Origin of the sequence: Bdellovibrio sp. (genome assembly GCF_036384735.1) — a bacterium.
In the GTDB taxonomy this organism is placed as follows: domain Bacteria; phylum Bdellovibrionota; class Bdellovibrionia; order Bdellovibrionales; family Bdellovibrionaceae; genus Bdellovibrio.
Genome location: NZ_DASVLT010000059.1, coordinates 22,834 through 48,119 on the forward strand (window position 1 = coordinate 22,834; position 25,286 = coordinate 48,119).

Here is a 25,286-nt window from a genome sequence, read left to right on the forward strand (position 1 = left end):
TCCTTTATGCCGAATTTACGCCGACTGAAATACGCGTAAATTTGGCAAATACCGGAGCGAACCACCATGAAAAGCTTTGCACCTCTGCTGACAGCTAAGCATAAGTCTAGGTTTCTAGTCTTGGACGTGCTGCTTTTTCTTGGTGCTTTAATGCTAACATCTGTAATCCGATTGGATAGTTCTTCAGTATCTATTTCATTAGAGGTTCTGCTTCTTGCAATCACAGTTCCTACCATGCAGTACATTTTTGGGAACTATGACCTAGACCATATCTCTAGTAACAAACAGCTGTTCATTCGCCAGGTCATTGCTTTAGTGCTGACGTTAGCAACGGCTACTGTTGGCACTTATTTACTTGGGACTATGCCGGAAGGACTTTTCGGTCGAGGTGTTTTACTAGGCAGCTTGCTGTTGTTCTTCGTTCTGTCTTTTAGCTATCGCAGCCTGGTTGTTGCCTATTTTAAGAAAGCCAAAGGAAATTTGCGCTGGCTTGTAGTTGCCGATGCGAAAACTCAGGATATCGTCGAGAAAGACTTTGCAGATTTAAATTTTGAAGGCGTCTTGCGATTTTTCGATCCTTCCCGCAGCGCCCAAGAGTTTAAAAAAATTCTCGAGGACGAATGGACAACTTTGGTAATCTCAATCAAAGAGCCTCAACAACAACAAGAGCTAGGAGCAGTTATCGTTGATGCCGCCTGCTCCGGCTTAACAACCATTACAATCGTTGAATTTTACGAGCGCCATCTTCACAAGGTACCCGTTCACCTGTTGGACTATCACTGGTTCATAAATGCAAAGGGTTTTGATGCCATTTCTCATCCGATACAATTGCGTTTGAAGCGCCTGACAGATATCGCAATCTCTAGCGTTCTCGTGTTAATCGCATCACCGGTGATGTTAATTGTAGCAGCTCTAATTAAGCTCGAATCCAAGGGACCTGCTCTTTACAGTCAAATCCGCACAGGACAAGACAACGAACCCTTCAGAATTTATAAATTCCGCTCGATGCGCACTGATGCCGAAAAAAACGGCGCCCAATGGGCCGTTCAAAATGACAGCCGCATCACAAAGGTGGGCAAATTTATTCGTCTTACTCGCTTGGATGAATTGCCGCAGCTATGGAATGTCGTTAAAGGCGATATGAGCTTCGTAGGTCCTCGCCCCGAGCGCCCTGAGTTTAACGACATGCTGAAAAAGGAATTGCCCTACTATGACCTGCGCCACACCCTTCGCCCTGGCCTGACAGGATGGGCTCAAGTTCTATATCCTTATGGCGCAAGCATCGAAGACGCCAAAGAGAAACTGCAGTTTGAACTTTATTATATCAAACACAGCAATCTGTATTTAGATCTTTTGATTATGCTAAAAACCGTAGCCGTCGTCGTTGGTGCTCGCGGTCGTTAAGACTTTTTCAAATATTTTTTGATATACGATGTGAATAAGGCAGCCTTGGCATCCCAGGTTTCACTTTGCTGAAGCCACATCAAGGTTCTTTCATAATCAAGACCGGATTTCTTTGCGATGATTGAATGAATGTGGTCTACAAATTCACTTCCTGTCGCTGCCAACAGCAAATGCTCTTGCGACCTCGTCACCTCAGGTAATGCTGTGGCAATCACAGGACGGCCCGTACTAAGATATTCTTTTAATTTTAAAGGATTCAGATTGTTTGTCAGTTCAGTACGCACATAAGGCAGAATAAAGACATCCACATCGGCAATAGCCCGAGGAAGCTCTGCATAGCTAACAGGGCCTTTAAATTCAATATTGCTAAAACCCGACAAGCGGCTGCAATCACAGACAACTTCGCCGATGATTTCGATATGTACATTCGGCAAAGCGGAAGCAATTTCCACAAGAATATTTTGATCGCTACGTTCGTCAAACAAACCGAAATAGCAGATTTTTAAGGGCTGACCTAAATTTGTCTTGGGACCAATATTGAAATGTTGAAACTCCACACCATGCGTAAGCAACACTGTCGGTGTTTTGCCATTATTTTTCGATTCAACCAAAGCTTGCGACGTCGCAAAAATCAAATCGGTCTTCGCAATCAATTTATTTTCCATAGACCGCACAAGATCGTAATTCAAACCGGGCCACAAGGAAAACTCGTCAACACAAACAAAGACCGTCAGCCTTTCATCATAGTTTCCCACATAGTCACAAGAATTCGGCACCGAAGTCACCGTGATAACATCTTTAAAGTTCCTCTGCGCCAAAGCTTTGCGAACTTTACGTTCCACCATCCATTGATTAAACATACGGACCAAAGAAAATTGATTAAAAGGAATCATGAACGGAGACACAATCATGATATTGCCAGGAACCACTCGTTCTGTGGGGGACTTCTTAGGACCAAACCATGACAATAATTTTTCGGCAATTCTTTTTAGATCATAAACAGATAATTTGGGCGAACGCAGACCAATGGTCTCAACCCAAATAAATCGATTGTCCTTAAACAACGGACGCAGCAAGTGCTCCAAAGAGTGAGGATGGCGAGCAAAGTCCTCGCCAAACACAATAAAATCCTGTCCTTGAAAACGAGTCTCTGACATCAGCGCTGCGCCTTCTTCCAAATATCCACCGTAGAACGTTGCTTAAGGAAATATAAAAAGCCCTTGTAAGCCGCAAGATTCACGTTGCAATAATAATAAGGCAAATAGAAGATTCCCGACTTTTTTCCAAGCTTATCTAACTGATACCCAATCCAAGCCATCGTATAGAATGCCAGCTGCAAGCCCAAGAACACGGCATAGAACGGATGTACTTTCACACAAGCTATATTCGAAAGCAGGATCCAAGCTAAGCAGACCCACATAAAATAGCGAAGTGATTTATGAAAGAAAAACTGCAAACCGAACCAACTAGTCAACGGGTTCAGAAGCTTCTTATACAAAGAGATCACTTGAATCCCGCCATACACCATCCGCGACTTCACATTGAAGTCATCTTTCATTGTGATTGATGCTTGTTCTTCAGTAATCGCTTCTTGATCGTAAATGACTCGCTTACCTTGTTCCAAAATATTAAATGTAATTACTAGGTCATCATTGATCAACGCCGTTGGTACAGGGTGATAAAGACTTCTCCTAAGCGCAAAGATCTCTCCATCCGCCGTGGGAATAGAGCCCAAATGGGATTCTGCCTGCTTTAAAGCAGATTCATAATGCCAATATAAATTATCACCTAAAGAGGCATTGCGGTTCGCATGCTGCAAAACGCTTTTGCGGCCGCATACACCGCCGATCGATTCGTCTGCGAAGTGACGGACAAGTTTTGAAATGGCGTCTTTACGGAACATCGAGTTCGCATCTGAAAACACTAAGATTTCATTTTTGGCGGTCGCCACAGCTCTATTAAGAGCTGCTGTCTTTCCTTGGCGCTGAGGCTGATGCAAAGATGTCACTCCTTGATTTGCAAACTCACTCACGATATTGGGAGTCGAATCTGAAGAGCCATCCGATACAACAATGAATTCAATCTTATCTTTCGGGTAGTCAATCTGCAGATCATTTAGCAATGTCTCACGAATGATGTGTTCTTCATTGTAAGCGGCAATAATAAAGGAGACACTGGGTTGAATATCAGCGATCTTGTGCTTCTTGCGGTATACACGCGATACCACATAAACAAGCAAAGCAAACCCCACATAGTGCATACAAATTGCTACAAAAACGATCCAGAATGAAATTTGTATTGCCAACATCATACCGCTTCCTTGAGTTGTGCACCTAGTGCAGCCAACATGAACAGATGCAGGATCACCAGATCCTTATACGAAATCCCAATTGTCAAAGCTGATAGAATTAAAATCATATAAGAAGCGACTAAGAAATGACGTTCTGGATTTTTTGCTCCCCAAATTTGCAACCATGTCCAAATCAACAGTGCAAAGAAGGCAATCAGTCCAAAAATTCCCAGTTCAGCTGCAACATTCAAATAAGTATTGTGGACTTCAAGGGGACTGAACTCGCTTTGAAAATGCGGATATTGAGAGTTTTTGAAAAAAGTCTCGCGCGCCTTATGCATTCCCACACCAAAGACAGGGTTTTCTAAAAATACCTGCACACCGTTTTGATAAGTCAGGATACGGTCCGAACTAGATTTATCATTGATGTCAGAAAAGCGCTTAGACAAAGATCCCTGCAAAACCACCACCGCAATCAGTAACCCAACAAACATCGTCGCCAAAACCTTCAATGGTCTTTCGTGTTTCGAGTTTGAAAAATTGCGAGTCATCAAAAAAGCCAGACCTACCAGCAAAGCAATAATACCCATGCGAGATTCAGTGACAAAAGCACAAGCCACCAGAATCAAAGCTGCTACCAAATGCAGAACCATCTCTATTTTTGTATTCTTTGTCACTGCATTCCAAGCTTGCATCAAAGCCACGGGCACCATCATCGAAAAAAAGGTACAAAGAAAATTAGGATCACCATGGCGAATATGCAGCAATGGCCGATCATCGTAGGCACGCGCCTCATTCAGTACAAAATAGCGGAATAGGAAATAAAAGCCTAAAATCACATAAAAGAAAATAGCCGAATTTAAAATCACATTGCGATTTTCACTTTTCGCGAGATAATAATACAGGCAAGGTGCCAAGAACAAAATCTTTACTAAGCTTTTGTATTCTCCATCATCCATCACCGCCAACCAATCCTGTCCTGTTACAGACGCCAGCAACGGTGCCAATGCATACAATGCCACAAGTAACATCGGAAGCACGAGAGGGTGAGAGTACGTCAACTTTTCCTTCTTCAGCACAAAAGCATCATGCACAGTGAGCACCAGCACACTGGCAAACAAAATAAACTCTAAGTGTATTGACTTTAAAAGCTCTACCTCCAAATGGAGGGTCGTAATGACCAAGCCCAAAAATAAAATCAATGCGCCCAGAGGCTGAATAAGGAAACGTCGAACGTTCAACATCGCTATTACTTGCTCTTAAATGCGAATATCAAATATTCAGCAACAAAGCCGATCACTAAACCCGCTAAAACGGCGACCAGCAAAATTGCTAATGGCTTAGGCCATACTGCTTTGTCACCAACAGAAGGTTCAGAAATCACCTGGAAGACTCTTTCCTTCTGGGATTGACCAATCACATGTTCAAACTTCATCTTCATCAATTTGTTTTGATAAAAGGCACGTTCTTGAGAGCGCTCTGGATAAGTGTCGGCCTCTTGGGCTACTTTATTCGCCAAAGCTTGGAAATCATCATTGTCCTTTTGAACAGCTAAAAACTTAAGATAGCCAAAGATATGGGCATTCAAAGCCAACGCCAACTGTGGATCCGAAGACTTCGTCTCGATCACATAGTTGTTTTCATCGGCTCCTGTGAACTGAACATTAGTCAAACGTCTTAAGAAGTTCAATTTGCCAACTTCTGATGAAATTGCCTGAGTCGCCTTCTTAGCAAGATCGTTCGTCTCAAGAAATTTCTTAAGCTGTTCATCAGAAACCAAGGCGCTGTTAATATTTAAGCCGTCACGAATCCAAATCCAACGATTGCGAGATTCGTCAGAAGCATTTTCTGGATTTTCAATCTTCATACGGAAGATCGCCACACGGCTTCCCGCCACATAAACTTTCGGTGTGATCGCAATATAGATTAATGCGATTAGCACAAAAAGAACTGTCGTCGTCACAAGAAGACTGTGCTTTTTAATCAGTTGCTTCATGAACCCATCCCTAAACTAGAGTTGTTAAATAAATTCCCCAAAGCCCGAGTCATATCCACACGCACCTCATTGTCCTGAAATGCCTTGGCTGTGACTTTTTGTTTCACACTCTCTGAAGTGGGCAATACCTTCGCAAGAGTTTTTAATAAATCTGCACGATCAAACGTAAAACAGCTTTCTTGGTCTACGAACTCCAAACCACGAAGACCGAACTCGGTCGATAGGATTGGTAAACGTGCTGCAATAAATTCGATCATCTTCACATTCACGCCCGATCCTTTGACAATGGGATTTAAACCAAAATCCGCCGCCGCAAAGTAAGGGGACATCTCTGGAACTTTTCCCAGAACTTTGAAGTGTGTTTCATTGACGAGCTCTTGGCTGACAGTTCCAGCGACTACAATCACAGCTCCGCCATCAGTAAGAGCCTGTTGATTTTCTTTCGCAAAGTTTCGCAAAAATTGAAAGGCCTCTTGATTCGGCTCATACGACGAACCTGTGAATAAGAACATTTTCTGATTTGAAGCTATTCCCAGCTGTTTGCGAGTTTTCTCGCGCAAATCTTTTGCAAATTGAAATTGCTCAAGCTCGACGCCATTAGAGACAATGGCGCTTTTCTGTGAAAGCGTAGGCATGTCATTCAAAAACTTCTCTTGATCTCGCTCAGAACAGAACAAAATTTTCTCTGCCGATTCAAAGCTATTGAGCTCGATTTCGCGAACCATGCTGCCGATACCCTGGCGATTTGCCCACAATTCAAACTCCGCATTGTGAGTATTAAGCCACTTGACTCCTGAGACCTTAGCGAAAAGTGGATATAAGAATGGAAAATCCAAAACGACCAGATCAGCATTTTGGATCCTTTGCTTTAAGCCACGAGGTGTATAAATTTTCAACAGCCAGGTAACCCACAAAGGAGGCAGATCATAGCGGTAAGACAGCATCTGCAAAAGGCCCCAAAACGGATTCATATTCACAAATTCACGAAGACCCTCTTGGAGATTCACGGCAAAAGAGCCCTTGCGAGCTAGATAGTCTTCTCGACGCCCTGTCAGAGAGTAAACCTCAACCTCATAACCCAGCTTCACGAAGGCACGGCACAGATTCGCGCTGCGAAGCTGACCACCCGATCGCGGCGGAAAAATCTGAAGGCTGGAAACGAACAGGATCTTTTTCATAGGCCGTATCTAAGTAAAATAAAAGCCCAAAACATGCAAAAACTCTTATTTCTTTGGAAAGAATGACCGACGCTGTTCACTCTCTAAACACCCGGAAAAGTCCTTCATGGAGACCCTACAATTCCAGGGATATCCCTTTCAAAAACAAGGCATTCTTGATAGAAACCCTCTCTATGAACCGAGCCAAAAACGTATTGCATTTGGTAGAGTACCTTTACCTGGGAGGCATTGAGCGCCTTCTAGAGCAATTAGCATTGCATACTGGTGATCAAACCCGATTGCATTTCTTCACGTACGAGACGCAAACTTTGGGTGGTATCGGCAAAGCAATCCAAGACGCAGGCTTCCCCGTTTTTACCTACAAAAAAACCGCAGGTCGCGATTGGAACCTGGTTAAAGAGCTTATCAAAGTCATCAAAGAACATAAAATCGACGTGGTTCACACCCATGATTTTGGGCCTACAGAATATGCTGTCCTTCTGAAAATGCGCTTCCCTCGCTTACGCCTTATTCACACTCAGCACACTATGCACCATTTTATCGTCAAGCCTCAATATCGCTACTTCTTCCAATTCGCGAGCTACTTCTATCACGAGATCATCTGCGTTTCAGAATTTGTTAAAAACTCTATTATCGAAAACTGTCCTCTGACGAAGCGGTCTGTTTTGAGAGTCATCCCAAATGGGGTTGACACGACGAAGTTCCTTCCAACTCCTGAAGTGAGCCCTGTGCAAAAATCCTTGCGCATGGTCAGTGTGGCCCGGATCTCTCACGAAAAGAACTTAGCTTACTTATTTAACACTTGCCGCTTGCTTAAAGAGGCTGGAATTCCCTTTACCTTCGATCATGCAGGAACCTCTAAAACTCCAGAGCCAAAAGAAAAGCTTGAGGCCTATGTTCGCGAACACGGCCTTGAGTCCCAAGTAACGATGCATGGTTTTAAAGACGACGCTGGCGAAATTTTGGCTAAAGGAGATATCTTCTTGAGTTCTTCAATTCGTGAGGGCCACCCCGTGGCAGTTCTAGAAGCCATGGCGACCGAGAAGCTGTGCTTCTGTAGCAATATTGCTCCTCACAGCGAAACATCCCATGGCGTTTTGGATCTTTATGATCTTCAAGACGAAAAGGCTTTATTCAATAAATTAGTCCACCTTCATCACGAGCAAACATCACTGACCGAGCTAAAGAAAAAAGCGCGCGAAGTTGTAATTCAATACTATTCACTTGAGAAAATGGTGCAGAGCTATGTCGACACTTACCAATAATACTACACGACCTAAACATCCCATTGCCTTAAGTTTCGATGTGGAAGACTGGTTCACAGTCAGAAATATGCGCGACTTTGTCTCTGATAGCGAATGGGACAAACAAGAGTTGCGTGTGAACGTCGGCATGGATTTCATTCTGAACGCATTGGCGGAAAAGAATATTAAATCGACTTTCTATGTTTTGGGTTGGTTGGCAGATCGTTGCCCCGAACTTATAAAAAAAATCGCCGACCAAGGTCACGAAATCGGCTGCCATAGTTATCAACATGCTCCTATCGATCTCCTTGATCCTAAATCCTTCGAGGTCGATCTTAAGAAAGCCCTCACAGCCCTTGAAAAGGTCTCTGGCCAAAAGATCAAAGGTTTCCGTGCTCCAAGCTTTTCAGTGATGCACGAAACCTCTTGGGCTTTGCCGATCATTCGTGATTGCGGTTTGGAATACGATAGTTCGATCTTTGTGACATCTCACCCTGATTATGGTGTTCGCGACTTCCCAACCTCCGTTACAGCAGTTCATGGCTTAACAGAAGTACCTTTGAAAAAATCTAAATTCTTTGGTGCTGAAATTCCCGTCTGCGGCGGCGGATACTTCCGTATGCTTCCTTACCGTATGACTAAATCTGCTTTGACTCAGGATTTAAAAAACGGCCCGGTTGTTATGTACTTCCACCCTTGGGAATTCGACCCTGAACAACCACGAGTAGCCTTGCCGACATTGAAACGTTTTAGACATTATGTAGGCTTAAATAAGAACAGGCAGAAGTTCATGAACCTTCTGAACGATTTCGAATTCACAACCGTGGAAAACTTGGTGACTCAAGCCAAGGCCTCTAACAGCCTCAGCTCTTATACATTCGCATAACGTACTAGCGGTCTAAAGCCGCTAATAGTTCTGGATCATCGATAGGAATATCATGATAACCTTGGGTCAGATAAGGACTTTGCGGATCTCTGCGTTTTTCATTCGGGAAAAGCGCTACAGTAAATGGTCTAAACGGAGGATTTTCGGTAGGCATGCCGTTCACACCTTTATAGAAAGATACACAAAGATCTTCTGCACACAATTCACCACTAAAGTGAGATGGCGGAATTGGACGAGGATTGAGCTCAATCACATATGCATCCTGGGTCTTTTCATCGACAATAAAATCTAACGACCCAAAGCCCGAGTATTTCAACTGCGCAGCTACCACAATTGCGGCCTTGCGAACCTCTTGATTATCGATTCCTCTATTCACGCTGGAAGGGCCCGTCTCGCCAGGATATGTTTTATATTTCAACATAGGATTGATCGCAAACACCTCGCCGTCTTTAGCTACAAAAGGCACTTGCCCAACCGGACCTGTGATATATTGCTGCAAAGAGATACTCGCTTCGTCGGACTCTTGAACTACGAAGAAAGTTCTTTTCAAGAACTCTTTCGCGCGAGCTGCAAATCCGGCCTTTGAATATTTATAAAAACCTTTGCGAAGATCTTCCTCATGGCGGCAAATCGAAACACCCGAAGCACCATAACCAAAATCAAATTTCAAGACGACAGGATATCCGAAAGAAGGCACCTCTTTGATGGCCTCTTCAACGCTATTAATACGCACATTTTTGGGAACGCGCACACCCCACTGGCCACAGCCTTCGACAAGACGAGATTTATTTAAAACAATACGATCAAATTGTTCAGGAGCGATAAATTTACGCAGTGATTTTGCAAAACCTTTTAAGCCCGGGATATGCTTCAAAGTTCTTGAAAGGTTCTGCATGGCAAGTAAAGCTTCTTCGTCACCAGGAATAATGATGTCCGCATCAAAGCGCACCATCGCAGCCAAAATCAATCCATAGATCACCTTAGAGCGTGTGTATGTAAAGATCGGATATGTCATCAAATGATCAAGGTACTTGGTCTTAGATAAGTAACTGTCTTTAGGGCACAAGGCTGCCACTTCAAAGCCGGCTCGCTTTAATCCAGAAGGTAAACGACTGATTCCCGTCCAGTCTTTAGCAAGAGCGATAATAAGAATTTTTTTAGTCATGAACCACCTCAGCAGGTCTGATCAAGCGAAGCTTCGCCAACACTTTTTTTGCGATGCCAAATAAATGTTGAGCTTCTTCCGTCTTAATAAGATTGATTTTCCAGGCCGCCAGAAAGAATATCACGGCATAGATGCTCGAGCTAAATGCCAATACCCAAAACGGATGCCACGAAAGATTATAGAACGCAGCACGCGTTGCTATCGAGAATACCAACGACAGAGCTAATGTCTTTCCCAAATCATTCCACGAAAAAAGACTTAAGACATTGGTTTTAATCAAGCGTGCTCCAATAAACAGGCCCGAAATATTAATGAATGCCACCGCAAGAATCTTACCCCAAAGCACAGCCATCGGGCCAATGTAGTAAGCACCACCCACCATCATCGCAAGCCCCAACACCACCCCAAAGACTTTGATCTTGAAGGCATAACCTGTGTTCGATGTTGAGCGGAATAATGGTTCTGGATTCAAACACGCAATAAAAATATAAAAATTAAACACCATGAAGTACGGAACACTCTCTAGATACTTGTCCGAGAAAATAAAGACTATCAGTTCTTTGGCAAAAAAGGTCATATAGACCGTAAATGGAATAACAATCATCAAGAGATTTCGAGTCATACGACGGTACGTCTCTATCGCTTTTTCGTAATTGTTATGGCGAATATCGTCAATCAGATCGATATTCACCAGCTCATACAAAGAAGTACGCAGAGAATTCACGATGGGATTTTCAAAGCTGCCCACTGAATAGAAAGTAAATTGGGTCATGTTATAGAATGAAGAAATTAATAAGTTCTCCATATTCAGAACATTCTGAACAATACGTGACACCCCAAGCGGCAGGCCGAACTTGGCTTGAGCCTTAAAGAACTTAATGGCATCTCGATAACGAACGCCTTCCTGCTTTTTGTGCGAATGCATCACCTGAAGCATCCATAAAAATCTTAAGCTCATCAAAACCGATAGCAACACCAGCGCTACGTGGATAGAGTCAAAAAAGATGAAGGCCCCTAAAATCGCCATGGACTTAAATAGCTCAGTCCCCGCATCTAGATAAAGCCTTTGCTTAAAACGGTTAAGGTTGATCAGGAAGCCTTCAATTTGCAGTGACGACATAGTCACGACAATCAGGAATCCCAGCAACGGCAGATATTGAGCTAAGTCAGGGTTATTCACGACCGCCGCAATTTTAAACCGGAAGATCGTCATCAAAATGGCTAAGAAGCCTGTCGCAGAAACATTGAAGACCAAAGAGTTTAAGCTGTATAAAGGAAAATTCTTGCGATCCCAGCGCAGGAAATAAAATACTGAATCATCGAAACCTAAGTTCAAGGCCACCTGAGCAAACCAGTAAATCAAAGTAACCTGTTTGTAAGTCCCGTAGGTTTCAACCGCTAAATGACGTCCCAAATACATAGGGATTGCAAAAGAAAACACAACCCCAAAGATGCGGGCTCCTGTTAACAATGCGGCTCGATTAAATCCCTTTTGGTGTTGCATGATTTACTTCCTAAGGGCGTGCCGTGACACCACCAACAAAAGTGCTGTCATTCAATCCTAAATAGGATCGAGAAATTTCTTTGATAGGGTTTTGGTATAAGTCCAGCTCAGTCAGACTCACCAAATCCGCGAATACATTTTTTTGAAGGTCTTCGATCTTGTTGTCATCTAGAATCACTGTCGTTAGCGCATAGGCTCCATAAAAAAGGCCACTGGAAAGTTTTTTTATTTTATTCCCGCGCAGATTTAAAACCTGCAAAGAAACTGAATCCGACAGCATTCCGTCGATCAAATTCGCAATTTGGTTATTTTCTAAAATCAGCACGACCAATGCGCGTGGACCACTCAAACTGAGAGATTGAATTTCAACAAGGTGATTGCTGGAAAGATTCAACTTACGTAAACTTCCCAGAGCTCCCAAAGAGCCAGGCAAAACTTGAGTAAGTTCGTTATTAGAAAGATTGAGGTCTACCAAAGAAACCAAACCTGACAGGGAATTTACGGACAGTCCCGATAAATGGTTAAAGGAAAGATCCAACGATTCCAGCGAGCGAAGTCCAACAAAGGTATTTGGTGCAAGCTCAGTCAGAGCATTCTGATTCAGCTTTAACACCATCAAACTTTCCAAGTCGGAAAAAGCCCCAGGCGCAATTGCCGAAATCTGATTGCAGTCCAAGATCAAACTGCGAAGCCCTTTCATTCCCGCAAAGGCATTTCGTGAAATTGATGGAAGTGACTTGTTGGAAATCACCAAGCTTTGCAACATTGCCAATTTGTCACTCGAAACACTAGAACAATCCCGCGCGCCAACAGCTTCGAGAATAAATGGCACGACGGAACCGCGATCGCAAATACTGGTCGAATCAGCCAGGGCCACTGCTGCTGTCAGAGACACAAACATGCATAGAATTGCTTTGATCACAGATTCTCCCGAGCTAAGGCACTTGAAAAGAGCAGCCAATATACACCGAAATTCGAGGCAGCCCTTATTGCTTTCCCTCGCTCTGAAAAAATGGCATCACCGTCTGATTTCTGAACAGGTCTAGAAATCTTTACAGTCGTAAGACGCTCCCTTTATCGACTTACTGTCTCCATGTAAATTCCCACGTCAGAACTTAATTGAAAAACGAGGGATCCAGGTGAAGAACCTATTGCTTTTGACTCTGCTGCTTCTGCCCTTTGCCGCTCGTGCAGCAGAGGCGCCCTCTATGTCGACACCGATGGGCCTTTCTAACACTGCCATCAGTTATTTCGGTTATTACTCTAGTGAAATTCAAGATGTGAACGCCGGTAATCCTAGCTTTTACGCCTACAACCTCATCGCTATCAACTACAAGCTTAGCTCACGTTTCACAGTCAGCGCTCGCCCTACTTTCACTTATGACAGTGCGGGGATTCGTTATGGTGAAGACATGCCGGCACGTACAAAAATGGCTGATTCTCATTTCGCTCTGATTGATAAAGCTCCATTTTCTTTGCCTTTCGATCTTAAGACTAAAGCCATTTACAAGATTTATGTGCCGACAGATCCCGAGTGGCAGCAAGCAGGCACTTACGGTGGTGTTGGTGCTGAATTAGAGATGTCCAAGGATTTTGCTAATGGCTTTTCTGTGGGCTATTACCCTAAGGCATTTGTTTTGGCCCAAAAACAAAGCACATTCGTATATCAGGACAGTGGTATGAGCTTGGCTCTTCCAACGCAGATATCTCGCATCGAACAATGGTTCAGGGTTTCTAAATATTTTGGCGATAAATTTAATATCTCTCAAGGGATTGGTTTGAAGGACGAATACTTTAACGGCACAACAGTGAATCAAGATGCTCACTCGCAATATCAATTGCTTGAGACTACTTTGAATTTTGAAGTTAATGATAATATCGATCTTTCGTTCGGCATCGGTCAAACCAGCCCCATTCCTTTGCACTCCTTCTCTCTGTATAGAGATGTCGAAACTGCCTATCTCGTAATGACTTCGATTAGGATGTAACTTGTGACGTCCCAGGCTCAGGAACTTAACATCGGTATATTGCTGACGTCCCACGACGTACCAAAACCTATCAGTGATTTCCTGAAAAGCCTTCCATCACAAATTCGCGCCACTTGCTTTTCTTTGAGTGGTCAGTTGAAGAAAAAAGACAAGACAGGCCCCATCACCGACATTCTCAATAAGATTATCTTTAAGCTCGACAGTCGCTATTTACGCCGGACGCCCTATCGCGACCTTCTAAATCATGTCGCTATTACCGCAGAACCTGTAAGATCCTATGACGATTTAAAAGCTTTGAATTTTGATTATTTGATTTCCTTTGATGGCTCTCCCCTTCCTCAGGAGGCACTTTCATTCACAAAGAAAGGTGCTTTTCTTCTGCAGGCAGGTCTTGGTGATATTTCCGCAGATTTTTATGGCTTCTGGGAAGTATTTCATCGCCAAGTCACGACTGATTTCCGCATTGATCATCAAGGGATCGACGGCAAGATAAGCTCTGCCTTAGCTGGAAGTCTTTTGACTCAACCAAGCTTCTTGCTGAATAAAGCTTATATTGCACAAAAAGCCCTGCACTACTTGAAGATTTATCTCGAGAAGCTCTCTGAAGGGACCGAAAGCTCTTTGAATCATCTTCGATCATCGGATCTGTCCCATCCACGCGATCCAAGCGCGTTCGAACTTTGCTCTTATATCTTTAAGCGCATCTTCAGAACTCTTCAGGAAAAGAAGACATTGCGCCAGGGTAAAGAACAACAGTGGAATGTGGCCTTTAAGAAAGCTGAATGGAATCCCACAATTTTATCACAGGGGATTTCATTTCCTATTAATAGCGATCAATTCTTCGCGGACCCTTTCGTTATCACGAAGGACAATCGTCACTACTGCTTTGTCGAAGAGTACGATTTTAAAACATCCTTGGGCCATATCTCGGCCTTTGAATTGACCGAGAAAGAAGCACTTCCGTTGGGAGTGGTTTTTAAGGAGCCCTTTCATCTTTCCTTTCCGTATTTATTTGAATATCAAAATGAACTCTATATGTGCCCAGAGACTTCCGGAGCCAGGGAAATTCGCGTCTACAAATGTAACGAATTTCCTATGAGATGGACTTTTGTGAAAGCCATTATGAAGGACATCTCCGCCGTGGACAGCATGCTGTTCGAGCAGGAGGGTCGATGGTGGATGCTTACAAATATCGATTCTTTACAGCGCAACGATCACTGCACTGAGCTTTTGGCTTTCTCTGCGGATTCCCCATTAAGCGACAAATGGACAGCTCACCCTTCAAATCCTTTGGTGATTAATCCCAAGAAAGCTCGCAACGGTGGTCTTCTTCGTAAAGGCTGCGATCTATATCGTGTATCGCAAGTTCAGGGCTTCGGAGTTTACGGAGCTGCCTCTTGCGTTCATAAAATTTTAAATATTTCACAGAGCGACTACCGCGAAGAAACTGTGGCAAGAATTGCTCCTGATTTTTTTCCTAATATTTTTGGAACTCATCACTTGCATAGTGACGGGGCTGTGACCGTCTATGATTTTTGCAGAAATGTGACTATTAAAAAATGAAACGTATTTTAGTCTTGGACGGAGACATGGGTTCCTCCCTAGCAATCGTTAGATCACTCGGCTCACAGGGCTGGAAAGTTGATGTGGCAAGCCCCGTAGAACATGGTGTAGCTAGCTATTCGCGCTTCGTTGCGAATACGATGATATATCCCAATCCTCTGGCCTCGGAGGCCGCGTTCCTCTCGTGGGTGGAAACCCTTTTAGCTCGCGGAGCTTATGCGCTCATCATCCCTGTCACTGAACGCACTGTAGTTCCGTTGATGAAAATTCGCCATCAAGAAGGTGGCGACAAGCTTGCTTTGGCCAGCAATAAAGCTCTGGAAACTGTTCTTGATAAAAACCTGACTACAGAGATGGCAAAAACTTTAAACATCCCGTTACCAGCATCTTTGACTTTAACCAGCCAAGAAGACCTTCAGCAGTTTATTGCCAAAGGTGGCTTGAAGGATGTTTCTTCAACGGGTCCCTTGGTTATTAAACCGGGCCGCTCTATTGGTAGCAATAAAGAAGGTCGTCGTAAGCTTGAAGTTCAATACGCATTCAATCTTGAAGAGGCACAAAATAAAATAGATGCGCTTTTAAATTTTGGTGACGTTATCGTTCAAGAATATTTTCAAGGCCAAGGGGTTGGTGTCGAACTCTTAGCCTCCAATGGCGAAATCCAATATGCCTTCCAACATCTGCGTGTTCATGAACTCCCCCTCACTGGTGGAGCAAGCTGTTTACGCGTAAGTATGAAACTCGAAGACGCTCTTTATGAGGCCGCACAAAAACTTATTCGTGCTCTTCAATGGACGGGCGTTGCCATGGTCGAATTTAAATGGAATCCCGAGAGCAGAAAATTCGTCTTAGTCGAAATCAATGGCCGCTTCTGGGGTTCTTTGCCTTTGGCAGTAGCAGCTGGCGCGGATTTCCCAGGGATGCTCGCCGAGCTTTTAGTTGATGGAAAGATCCAACCGCGCAAACCCTATAAAGAGAATTTCTATGCTCGAAATCTATCTACGGACTTGCAGTGGTACGAGTTGGTCTTGCGCCGCCATCTTCCAGAAAAATTCCACGGTATATGGGAGGACAAGCGTCGCCTTTGGATTGACGCCCTCAGAATTTTTACTTTCAAACACGCCTTCGATATTCAATCTCTTCGTGATCCGGCCCCTGGCTTTAAGGATTTGCTTCGTATAGCTCGAAATTATCGAAGACGTGTTCAGGATATTTTGCACCAACGCCAGCAATTCCGCTTCCACAAGGCGTTCTGGGACTCTGGCGCGGCGCAAAAACGTATTCGTGATGCTAAGAAGATTACCTTCATTTGCTACGGCAATATCAATCGTAGTGCCTTATCTGAGCGTTACTTTAAAAAAATCTATCCTGATTCTAACATAGAAGTTGTTTCAGCTGGGTTTCACCCTAATTCTGGCCGCTCTGCCGATCCGGTCATGATTCAGGAAGCCCAAGCTGTTGATATCAACATGGAAAATTGGTCTTCACGCCAAGTAACTGAAGAGATGTTGCGGACAAGTGATGTAATTTTCGTAATGGAAGATTCTCACTGGGAAAGAATTCATAAGGAGTTTCCAAACTATGTTGGGAAAACTTATCTCTTAGGTTTTGCAGCGAAAAACATCCCACCGAAGGGGGAGATCGAGGACCCTTATGGAAAGCCTCGCAAAATTTACCAGAAATGCATCACTGAAGTATGTTTAAGTATCGATGCAGTCAAGGATGTGTTAAGAGCTAGTCGCTAAATTAAAAAACCATGAGGTATTTGTGAAGAAATCACTCTCACTGAAGATCTTGCTCTTCGGAACCAGCTTTTTTGCGACAGCTATGGCTTACAGTTCACCTGGAATATTAAAGACAAGCCAATCTTATAACTCTACAGAAAATTCAAAAATAGCTGGCAAAGTCGTTATCGATCTATCTAAGAGAGGGCAAACAATTACCAGCTCATTCTATGGTTCACACTTAGATTCTTTTTCACAAGCACCAAGCCCTGCCCTAGTGAGCGAATTAGGAATCGGGCAGATTCGAATCGGTGGTAACGAGTACGATGTTTTCAATTGGAAAAACAATCTTTCCTACACTAAGACAGGCCTCTACAACATCTTGGGATTTGTTGGCACGGATGCTCTTCTTCGCAATTACAAAGTGACTGGTATCTATCAGATCAATCTTCTGGGTTATCAACCTGACATCATTGGCAACAATGTTGTTTTGGAAAACACTTTCACAGACCATTCTGCTTACGAACTTATCAAAACTTTAAATGGTGAATTGAATCTTGGTATCGTTAACTTCAGCTTGGGTAACGAACCAGAGCAATGGCACGAGACTCATTCTCATACGAAAGCGTTCAGCCCAGACAGCGGTATCTCTGCCGATGAATACATCACAAAATATATTAAATTTGCTATCGCTATTCGCGCGGCTCAGGAAGAAATCAATGGCAACCCTAACAGCATCAAAATCTGGGGACCTGAAATTTCATCTTCTTGGTTAGACTGGAACACCGGCAACTTTACGAAAGACTGCCAATGGTCCGACACTGTCCGTGGCCAGGTTGTGTGCTCTTACGGTGGCGGCAGCTTCCATCAGTTTATTCCTTACTTCTTGTACCGTTTGTCAAAAGCTGAAAAAGATCCGGCAGTGAATCCAAAGGGCTATAAGCTTTTGGATTACTTCGCATTCCACTACTATCCGAACTTCAGAACTAAAATCGCTGATACTAATTCAATGATCACAGCACCAGATGGTCGTCAGTGGGTCTCTAAGATGCTTGAGGCAACTCGCGCTTTGAATGATCCAACTTATATAAATACTGTTGATCTTAGTACTTATAAGAATACCAGTCCGAACATCATCAACCGTATGAAAAGTTGGTTGGCATCTTATTATCCAAATGCAAAGCTTGCATTGAATGAGTTCGCCGTGGATTCTGATTATCGCACTACAAACTATCATCCTATTGTTCGTCCACTTTATACAGCTGATGCAGTAGGTATCGCAGCGACAGAGGGCGTGAGTTTCTTCAATAACTTCGTTCTTAACAGCGCCCCAGGATCTATGATCCCATGGACTATGCTAGATGGTGGCACCCAAAAGACCAATATGTTCTACATGTACGCCTTATTGAGCAATAACTTCAAAGGCACAATCGTGGCTTCTGACGACAATATGGGTGATCTTGTAAACTCTTACGCCGCTGACGATGGTAAAGCTGTAAATCTAGTTTTGATCAATAAAAGTCCTACTGACAGAACTGTTCAAATTTATCTAAAAAGCAGTTCGCTTAAGAAAATGGCGACCTATGTAGTTCCAGGATGGTCGACATCGGTGCTTAAAATCGAGAAGAACCCCACTTCCGGAAAAGGATTTGAGGTTAACCAATTTGGTGCCAAAGAGATGGGTATTCAACTCGATGTAAATTACTCCAAGTTCTAAAAACATTATATTTTTTAGCGCACTTCATAAACTCTCCGTAGTATGTCGGCGCATTTCAAATACAAAAAGGGTGGGTTATGAAACGTTTCGTTTCAGTTTTGTTTGCTAGCTTGCTAGCTGTGCCAGTCGCACACGCCAATCAAATAGGCGAAAATATGAATCAAGGATACGGCTGGTATCTTAATTATGATTGGTTAGATCAAGTCGTTAACCAAACTCCAGTTCGTGACGGCGCTTGCCCTGAGGTGGATACAGATCGTTATCGCGATGGCTTCCGCACGGCAATGCAAACTAGCTTCTACGGAAACGTTTCTGCCTCTATCTCTCGTTGGTTCCCACATCCAGAACTATGGGCTTCTTTCTCTGTTGGACCGATGGTTAACAACTTCGGAATTATCTCATCAAACATTACTTCTCTAAGCCAAGTTCAAGCAGAGAAAGCTAAAAAGCTTCCTTTGACTGTTCAAGAGCTTAGCAAATGGAAAGTTAAAGACTCTGCTTATTGGGAGTCTCAAGGTGGCTTGGCATTCTACATGGGCGCTGGCATCGACCCAGTCAGCGTTGGTGTTTTTGCGGTTGCGACGGGTGGTTGGGCCAACTATCTTGAAAAAACAGGCGAAGACAAAGTTTACGTTGAAAGAGCGAAAAAATACGTAAAATCAGTAGATGTCGGCGGCGGAGTCTCCCTATTATCTGTAGGAGCGGAAACTGAAGTAGAAAAAGCAAATGGCTTTAACTACGAATTCACTTTGAACAACTCTGCGGCTCAAGAAGCTTTCGAACGCTTCATGGCTGGTGATACAACAAAAGCTTACGAACTTTCTCAAATTGAAGGTTCTGGCGCTAAGAAAATCGCTGATACATCTTTGACTAAATTCGGCAGATCTTTCGGCGTCAGCTTGTCGACTCCATTTATCCCAGTTATTTCTTTACGCTCTTCGACTGGCAAAGATTATAACCACGAAGAAGAACTTTCTATCTGGGACGAACACGTAGTTAAAGACTACGGCGTTTACACAAAACAAAGCAGCAGTCGCTTCGGCGGTCTACACACTAAGAAAGCGACATCCTTCAAGGGTGGCGCAACAACAACTGACGTTGGCACTGGTACTGATAAAAAAACAACTTCTGTATTCTACGGCCAATTCAAACATGCTTACCAAGCTGATTGGGGTCAAGAAGGTCGCTTGCGCGGTCAAGTTGACTATGCACTGGACATCTCTGGCACTAAAGGCATGCCAGAAACTTGCGTAAGAGTTCCAGACACTGACGGTTCTTTAGGCTACAACCAAGTAATTCTTCAAATGAACTTGTCTGACCAATATATGAGAGAGATCGTGGGCATGGGCACATCGGGTCCTTCATTCTTGGCTAAGCTTGAATACCAAGCTACTGCAATGGACGCTCAAGCAAGACGCGATGCTGACTGTGATTCTCCATACGATCACAATAACCAAGCTGCAAACCCAGCTTGCAGCAGACCTTCTGTTTCCAGTGGTTTCTCTACGATCAGAAAAGCAGCTGCACAAATCAAAGCTTCTGTTGGTAAAAACAAAAATGCCTTTTCTCAAGGTATGGCCAACTTCGGCGGTGCTGTGTGGTCAAACCCAGCTATCTTCCGTGTATTCCTTGAAAAGGGTCGCAACTGCGGTATGGACTTCAGCTTGGAAGTTTCAGGCCAAAGACTCTCTCGTTTCAACAGAGCATCTCATTACGATTACAATGATCGTTGCGTGAACTAAGGTGGGGTCCAGAATGAAAAACTTTTTAGCAATTACTACTTCTTTGTTGGCAATTTCTTTCGGCGCTCACGCTGCTGTTGACGGTAATGTTGTTATCGATACTGCTTCTAAAAACGGTGTCACAGTACGCAAGAGCTTCTATGGTGTAGACTTGAATGGCTTCGCAACAATGCCTCGCCCAGACTACGTTAGCGCTTTGAATTTAGGTTATGTTAAATTCGGTGGCAGCTTGCACTCAGTGTACAACTGGGAATTGAATATGTACTTGGACCGTCACGATGGAATCCAAGAAGCTTATTCTCCTCTTGCAACACGTATTCAAGGTGTTCAAAGCGGTTACCATGCGGCACCTATGTTCCAAGTGAACATGTTAGGTCTTGAGCCTGACTACGATTCTCAAAATCACCTTGTAATGATGCCAACAGCTGACGCAACTCATGCGGCTAATGCGATCAAGTTCTTGAATGGCCAAAAAGCATTGGGCATCAAGCACATCCTTATGGGTAACGAACCATTCATTGAACAAGAAGTTCATGGTCTTCCAGCACCTTCTGCAGATGAATACATCGCGAAATACATCAAATACGCTGTAGCTCTTCGTGATGCTCAAGCTTCTATCTCTGGCAACGCCAACGATATCGAGCTTTGGGGTCCAGAACTTTCTACAGGTTACACTCTTTGGCAAACGACTCACCCGTTAGATTGCACTGAGAACTACAATGTTCCAGGCGGTTACGTTTGTTCTTACGGTGGCGGTCAATTTACAGAGTTCATTCCGTATTTCCTTTCTCGCCTAGCAGCTGCAGAACATGACACAACAGTGAACCCAAAAGGTTACAAACTTTTGGATGTTTTGACATTCCACTACTACCCATTGTTCAGAACTCAGTTCGGCGACAAAGACAGCGTGATCAGACTTCCAAACGGTCAACAAAACGTTGCTGGTATGCTTGAGTCTGTAAACCTTTGGAATGATGTAAGCTACGTAAACAAATATGATGCTGCTTCTCCAAAAGGTATTACACCTAAGATCGTTCAACGTTTCCAAACTTGGAGAAACAAATACTACTCAACAGCTCGCATTGCGGTGACTGAATGTGGTGTCGATTCTGTAGATAACATTAACTACCACCCAATTGTTCGTCCTTTGTACCTTGCTGATTTGATGGGTCGTCTTGGTTCTGAAGGTATTGATACTTTCGTGAATTCCTTCATCCAAGGAGCTAGCAAGAACGATTCATGGGGTATGATCGTAGACCAAAACAGAACATCTTTGTATTGGGTCTACAACTTCTACTCTAACAACTTCCTGGGTGACGTTGTTCAGACTGCTGACACTTACGGTGATAAAGTGAATTCATACGCTGTAAAAACGGCGAAGAGCACGAACATCATCCTTGTTAACAAAGACGTTGTTGCGCACTCTCCGATGTTGAGCTTGGTATCTGGCCCATCCCTAAGCAAAGCTTCTTCAGTTACTTTGCCAGCTTGGTCGATGACTCTTGTGATCATTCCAAATGATGGCAGCCCGATCACTAAGCAAACTTACGGCGCTAAAGAGATGGGAATCCCTGTAACGCCAGTTCAATAGTAATTTCTATTTGGCGAGGAGGTCTCGAACCAACTCGCCCATGCCTCCCGGGCTCGTCTTCAATGTCCAATCTGAATTGAACATGCGTGGGCCCCAGAGGTTATCAAAGCACCAAGCTGTCCAGCTTAAATTGTGTGCCGCCATCCAGTCTGTCCATGCCTTACCGTAAGTGATATCTCCACCTTCAGTACCGCCAGTTTCAAAACCCCACTCTGTGATGAACAGAGGATATTTATTTGCCACCGTCGCATAGCGAGCATCCCAAATCGACGGCGACTGGTTCGAGTACACGTGACCTACATAGACGATATTATTGCCGACAACAGGATCTGTTGCCGCACCAGAGATATGGGATGACCAGTATGGGCCGCCAACCAAAATCAAATTATTCGGGGCCAAGCTTCTGATCACATTCACGATCGGTTGAGCCATCGTGTTTTTCCATGTCGACCAGTCGTCCGGATAAATCGGTTCATTGAATATTTCGTACATCACATAAGGGTTGTTCGCGAACTTCGGAGCCATATATTTCCAGAAGGATTCAACCTTGCTGTACAAACTGCTGTAGTCGCTTACGTAATGCAAATCGATGATAACGTAGATGCCTTTACTGGTAAGCTCAGTCACCAACGGCAAGATGTGATTTTGATAGTAAGTATCGCCACCATTTACCGTTCCAAAGAAGCCCTCTGTTGGATATGCTGGGTCCCCTGGTAAGATTGGCAAACGAATCACCTTAGCGTTGTATTGGTCTGTGGCTAAACTCGCCACGCTGCGAGCGGAAACTCCTGGGCGCTCCCACGTTTTCACGTCAAGGGCCTCTGGATCGGCGATGTTAACACCTTTTAAAAGAACCTGTTGGCCTGCGGAATTCACGATCTTATTTCCACTTGTCTGCAACCATGCGCCTGTTGTTGGCGTTGGTGAGGGACTCGGTGTGGGTGTCGGAGTTGTCGTTGTTGCTTGCACGCCTGTTCCTGACATAGAAATACTAATCTCCTCCCACGTCCAACCTGTATTTAGAAAATAACCTACCACAAGCTTACTGTTGATTCCGCCCGCAACCGTCGGGGCAAACTTGACCTGCACAGTACAAGAAGCACCAGCTTTCAAAATCCAACCTGTCGTCGTGTCGTAAGAGCAAGTTCCTCCAGCCACAGAATATGAGGAATCCCCTGAAAACCAGTTACTGTCTAAACGCACACTGGTCTTGCTGGTATTTTTAAGAGTGAAGATATTTGTCTTCGTTTGCCCAATAGTAATGGAACCAAAAGTAGTGGATCCAGTAAGTCTTGTTGATGTCGCATGTGCCGCCATAGGGATCATTGCACCTAACAAAAGTGTGACTAAAGATGACGTCCATACCGACATTGAGTCCTCCGCGAATGCGCTGTTGAGAAATCAATCGGAAGGTCGAGATCAGAAATGTAGGGGTGAGTCCAAAGCGTCTATAAGTTCGATAGTTTCCGAAATTTTCATGGAACAGTCAGAGATTATTCCAGGACCTTCGACGAGATGTAGAAGATGAACTCTAGTCAAAATAGATGATGCTTTTTAGGAAGTATTTTCGATGGGTGTCTAAGTGTTTGTCGCAATTGAAATTTCTATTCATTGCATTGTAATCAAGAATCAAACAAGAAAATAACTGGACGATTGTATTGAGGAAATTTATATTCCGGCTCCTTACTGGAGAGTTCAATGAAAATACTCGTTACTGGTGCTGCCGGATATATCGGTTCGCACGCAAGCAATGCTCTAATAGCCGCAGGCTTTGAAGTTGTTGCTTATGATAATTTGAGTACTGGATTTCTTCAGGCTATTCCGTCGCAAGTTAAATTTATCGAAGGCGACATTCGAAACACTGATAAATTAACACGCGCAATGATCGATAATAAAGTCGATGCAGTCATTCACTTCGCGGCGAAATTGAAAGTTCCAGAGTCGATCACAAAACCGTTGGATTATTACGACAATAATATCTCGGGCACGATCTCTTTGATTCAATCATGCAAAATAGCAAAGATTGATAAAGTTATCTTCTCTTCCACGGCTGCAGTTTATGGAACTGCAAATGGTCACGATGGCTTAGTGACTGAACATTCGATTATTTCTCCGATCAATCCTTACGGCTCTTCGAAATTAATGGCTGAAAGAATTCTACAGGATTCTGAAAACGCCCATGGTATCAGATCCGTGATCTTAAGATATTTCAACGTTGCTGGAGCTGCTGTTGATGGTAAAAATGGTCAACGCACTCTTGATGCAAGTCACTTGATCAAAGTTGCGGCAGAAGCTGCTTGTGGGAAACGTCAGCAGGTTCAGGTTTTCGGTACAGACTATCCAACAAAAGATGGTTCTGGAGTTCGCGACTATATTCATGTTGAAGATCTTATCGATGCCCATATCTTGGCTTTGAAATATCTTGAGCAAGGTGGCGAGTCACAAATCTTGAACTGCGGTTATGGTCGCGGCTATTCTGTTTTGGAAGTTCTAGATACAATGAAGCGTATCACAGGCGCATCATTCGATGTTATTCGCCAAGACCGCCGCGCAGGGGATGCTCCTTTACTGGTAGCTGATTCTTCAAAGCTTAAAAAGCTTTTGGGTTGGACTCCGAAACGTGATGATTTGAACTTAATCTGCCGCACATCTTTTGAATGGGAAAGAAAGTATATGCAAACTCCTGAAGAGGTGCCATCACATTGGATGCTTGATCAGGGCTTGTTTCAATTCGTCGACCTTCAGAAGGCTTTAGTTTTCCCTTAAGCCTTCTCTCTTACCAGTTTCAAAATTTCTTAGTTAAAACAATATGAGTCGCTTCATCTGTGATAGCTTTTTCAGCCACAGAAAATCCTAGTTTTGGCATATCAATGCCTTCAAGTAAATTCTCACCCGAGCCAAGAAATACCGGGCTGTATGCGAGATGCAATTCATCGACCAGTCCCGCTTTCAAATATTCGCGAATGACTTGAACACCGCCCCCGATACGAACATCTTTTTCCTTAGCAACTGCTTTCGCTTGCTTTAGCGCTGATTCGATTCCGTCGGTGACAAAATAAAAAGTAGTTCCGCCTTCCATCTGAATTGGCGCTCTTGCGTGATGAGTAAGAATGAAAACTGGAACGTGATATGGAGGATTGTCTCCCCACCAGCCCTTCCAAGAATCATCAGTCCATGGACCTCGCGTAGGGCTGAACATATTGCGACCTAGAATCCACGCGCCATTGTTAGCCATAGACTTGGCCGCGAAATCGTTGTCGATGCCAGTTTCACCCGCAGTCGCATTGCCAATCA

20 protein-coding genes are annotated in these 25,286 nt (G+C 43.8%); 10 read left to right on the top strand and 10 right to left on the bottom strand.

Annotated elements, in window-relative coordinates:
• Positions 1-66: 66 nt before the first annotated feature.
• A complete protein-coding gene (locus VF412_RS18005) occupies positions 67-1,404 on the top strand; it encodes an exopolysaccharide biosynthesis polyprenyl glycosylphosphotransferase (RefSeq protein WP_331340657.1) in 1,338 nt (445 codons plus the stop codon).
• Here the strand turns inward: VF412_RS18005 and VF412_RS18010 are convergent.
• The 5 genes from VF412_RS18010 to VF412_RS18030 are packed head-to-tail and all read right to left on the bottom strand — an operon-like array spanning position 1,401 to position 6,868.
• Entirely contained in the window at positions 1,401-2,561 is a 1,161-nt protein-coding gene (locus VF412_RS18010) for a glycosyltransferase (protein WP_331340658.1), read from the bottom strand. The genes VF412_RS18005 and VF412_RS18010 overlap by 4 nt on opposite strands.
• Positions 2,561-3,715, bottom strand: a complete 1,155-nt coding sequence (locus VF412_RS18015) for a glycosyltransferase family 2 protein (RefSeq protein WP_331340659.1) — start codon at positions 3,713-3,715, stop codon at positions 2,561-2,563. Before VF412_RS18015 ends, VF412_RS18010 begins: the two co-directional genes overlap by 1 nt.
• Positions 3,712-4,938 (bottom strand): O-antigen ligase family protein, encoded by a 1,227-nt coding sequence (locus VF412_RS18020; RefSeq protein ID WP_331340660.1) that lies wholly within the window; start codon positions 4,936-4,938, stop codon positions 3,712-3,714. Before VF412_RS18020 ends, VF412_RS18015 begins: the two co-directional genes overlap by 4 nt.
• Before the next feature lie 5 nt (positions 4,939-4,943).
• A complete protein-coding gene (locus tag VF412_RS18025) occupies positions 4,944-5,690 on the bottom strand; it encodes a hypothetical protein (protein ID WP_331340661.1) in 747 nt (248 codons plus the stop codon).
• Complete coding sequence (locus tag VF412_RS18030) at positions 5,687-6,868, bottom strand: glycosyltransferase family 4 protein (protein ID WP_331340662.1); 1,182 nt, start codon at positions 6,866-6,868, stop codon at positions 5,687-5,689. Before VF412_RS18030 ends, VF412_RS18025 begins: the two co-directional genes overlap by 4 nt.
• 173 nt (positions 6,869-7,041) lie before the next feature.
• On the opposite strand from VF412_RS18030, the gene VF412_RS18035 reads away from it, so the two are divergent.
• Positions 7,042-8,133 (top strand): glycosyltransferase, encoded by a 1,092-nt coding sequence (locus tag VF412_RS18035; protein WP_331340663.1) that lies wholly within the window; start codon positions 7,042-7,044, stop codon positions 8,131-8,133.
• On the top strand, positions 8,114-8,998 hold the full coding sequence (locus VF412_RS18040; RefSeq protein WP_331340664.1) for an XrtA system polysaccharide deacetylase: 885 nt from the start codon (positions 8,114-8,116) through the stop codon (positions 8,996-8,998). Before VF412_RS18035 ends, VF412_RS18040 begins: the two co-directional genes overlap by 20 nt.
• A 4-nt stretch (positions 8,999-9,002) precedes the next feature.
• On the opposite strand, the gene VF412_RS18045 is transcribed toward VF412_RS18040, so the two are convergent.
• From VF412_RS18045 to VF412_RS18055, 3 genes are read right to left on the bottom strand one after another with little or no spacing between them, the layout of a single operon-like run.
• The gene (locus VF412_RS18045) at positions 9,003-10,163 is read right to left on the bottom strand and encodes an ATP-grasp domain-containing protein (RefSeq protein WP_331340665.1); all 1,161 of its coding nucleotides are present in this window, start codon (positions 10,161-10,163) and stop codon (positions 9,003-9,005) included.
• Positions 10,156-11,667, bottom strand: a complete 1,512-nt coding sequence (locus tag VF412_RS18050; protein ID WP_331340666.1) for a lipopolysaccharide biosynthesis protein — start codon at positions 11,665-11,667, stop codon at positions 10,156-10,158. The genes VF412_RS18045 and VF412_RS18050 overlap by 8 nt, the downstream gene beginning before the upstream one ends.
• Before the next feature lie 10 nt (positions 11,668-11,677).
• Complete coding sequence (locus VF412_RS18055; RefSeq protein ID WP_331340667.1) at positions 11,678-12,589, bottom strand: leucine-rich repeat domain-containing protein; 912 nt, start codon at positions 12,587-12,589, stop codon at positions 11,678-11,680.
• 217 nt (positions 12,590-12,806) lie between these two features.
• Between VF412_RS18055 and VF412_RS18060 the strand changes: the two genes are divergently transcribed.
• The 6 genes from VF412_RS18060 (at position 12,807) to VF412_RS18085 (ending at position 21,992) form a co-directional block, all read left to right on the top strand.
• Positions 12,807-13,655 (top strand): hypothetical protein, encoded by an 849-nt coding sequence (locus tag VF412_RS18060; RefSeq protein WP_331340668.1) that lies wholly within the window; start codon positions 12,807-12,809, stop codon positions 13,653-13,655.
• A 3-nt stretch (positions 13,656-13,658) separates the two neighbouring features.
• A complete protein-coding gene (locus VF412_RS18065) occupies positions 13,659-15,218 on the top strand; it encodes a glucosamine inositolphosphorylceramide transferase family protein (RefSeq protein WP_331340669.1) in 1,560 nt (519 codons plus the stop codon).
• Positions 15,215-16,963 (top strand): ATP-grasp domain-containing protein, encoded by a 1,749-nt coding sequence (locus VF412_RS18070; RefSeq protein WP_331340670.1) that lies wholly within the window; start codon positions 15,215-15,217, stop codon positions 16,961-16,963. Before VF412_RS18065 ends, VF412_RS18070 begins: the two co-directional genes overlap by 4 nt.
• A gap of 22 nt (positions 16,964-16,985) precedes the next feature.
• A complete protein-coding gene (locus VF412_RS18075) occupies positions 16,986-18,659 on the top strand; it encodes a glycoside hydrolase family 44 protein (RefSeq protein ID WP_331340671.1) in 1,674 nt (557 codons plus the stop codon).
• Positions 18,660-18,736: 77 nt separating this feature from the next.
• On the top strand, positions 18,737-20,401 hold the full coding sequence (locus VF412_RS18080) for a hypothetical protein (protein ID WP_331340672.1): 1,665 nt from the start codon (positions 18,737-18,739) through the stop codon (positions 20,399-20,401).
• A 13-nt stretch (positions 20,402-20,414) separates the two neighbouring features.
• Positions 20,415-21,992: a glycoside hydrolase family 44 protein gene (locus VF412_RS18085; protein WP_331340673.1), complete on the top strand. Its 1,578-nt coding sequence runs from the start codon at positions 20,415-20,417 to the stop codon at positions 21,990-21,992.
• A gap of 6 nt (positions 21,993-21,998) precedes the next feature.
• Here VF412_RS18085 and VF412_RS18090 read toward each other — a convergent pair whose 3' ends face one another.
• Complete coding sequence (locus VF412_RS18090) at positions 21,999-23,363, bottom strand: cellulase family glycosylhydrolase (RefSeq protein ID WP_331340674.1); 1,365 nt, start codon at positions 23,361-23,363, stop codon at positions 21,999-22,001.
• A gap of 327 nt (positions 23,364-23,690) precedes the next feature.
• Between VF412_RS18090 and galE the strand changes: the two genes are divergently transcribed.
• Positions 23,691-24,758 carry a UDP-glucose 4-epimerase GalE gene (gene galE, locus VF412_RS18095; RefSeq protein ID WP_331340675.1) on the top strand — a complete coding sequence of 356 codons (1,068 nt, stop codon included), beginning with the start codon at positions 23,691-23,693 and terminating at the stop codon, positions 24,756-24,758.
• A 19-nt stretch (positions 24,759-24,777) separates the two neighbouring features.
• Here the strand turns inward: galE and VF412_RS18100 are convergent.
• Positions 24,778-25,286, bottom strand: a 509-nt coding sequence (locus tag VF412_RS18100) for a dihydrofolate reductase family protein (RefSeq protein WP_331340676.1), incomplete at its 5' end; no start/stop codon positions are given.

Bases quoted from the DNA above. Each gene is read 5' to 3' on its own strand.
- VF412_RS18045 (WP_331340665.1), bottom strand. From the start codon at position 10,163: ATGACTAAAAAAATTCTTATTATCGCTCTTGCTAAAGACTGGACGGGA.
- VF412_RS18035 (WP_331340663.1), top strand. From the start codon at position 7,042: ATGAACCGAGCCAAAAACGTATTGCATTTGGTAGAGTACCTTTACCTG.
- VF412_RS18030 (WP_331340662.1), bottom strand. From the start codon at position 6,868: ATGAAAAAGATCCTGTTCGTTTCCAGCCTTCAGATTTTTCCGCCGCGA.
- VF412_RS18020 (WP_331340660.1), bottom strand. From the start codon at position 4,938: ATGTTGAACGTTCGACGTTTCCTTATTCAGCCTCTGGGCGCATTGATT.
- VF412_RS18090 (WP_331340674.1), bottom strand. From the start codon at position 23,363: ATGTCGGTATGGACGTCATCTTTAGTCACACTTTTGTTAGGTGCAATG.
- galE (WP_331340675.1), top strand. From the start codon at position 23,691: ATGAAAATACTCGTTACTGGTGCTGCCGGATATATCGGTTCGCACGCA.
- VF412_RS18085 (WP_331340673.1), top strand. From the start codon at position 20,415: ATGAAAAACTTTTTAGCAATTACTACTTCTTTGTTGGCAATTTCTTTC.
- VF412_RS18080 (WP_331340672.1), top strand. From the start codon at position 18,737: ATGAAACGTTTCGTTTCAGTTTTGTTTGCTAGCTTGCTAGCTGTGCCA.
- VF412_RS18005 (WP_331340657.1), top strand. From the start codon at position 67: ATGAAAAGCTTTGCACCTCTGCTGACAGCTAAGCATAAGTCTAGGTTT.
- VF412_RS18050 (WP_331340666.1), bottom strand. From the start codon at position 11,667: ATGCAACACCAAAAGGGATTTAATCGAGCCGCATTGTTAACAGGAGCC.
- VF412_RS18070 (WP_331340670.1), top strand. From the start codon at position 15,215: ATGAAACGTATTTTAGTCTTGGACGGAGACATGGGTTCCTCCCTAGCA.
- VF412_RS18015 (WP_331340659.1), bottom strand. From the start codon at position 3,715: ATGATGTTGGCAATACAAATTTCATTCTGGATCGTTTTTGTAGCAATT.
- VF412_RS18040 (WP_331340664.1), top strand. From the start codon at position 8,114: ATGTCGACACTTACCAATAATACTACACGACCTAAACATCCCATTGCC.
- VF412_RS18010 (WP_331340658.1), bottom strand. From the start codon at position 2,561: ATGTCAGAGACTCGTTTTCAAGGACAGGATTTTATTGTGTTTGGCGAG.
- VF412_RS18025 (WP_331340661.1), bottom strand. From the start codon at position 5,690: ATGAAGCAACTGATTAAAAAGCACAGTCTTCTTGTGACGACGACAGTT.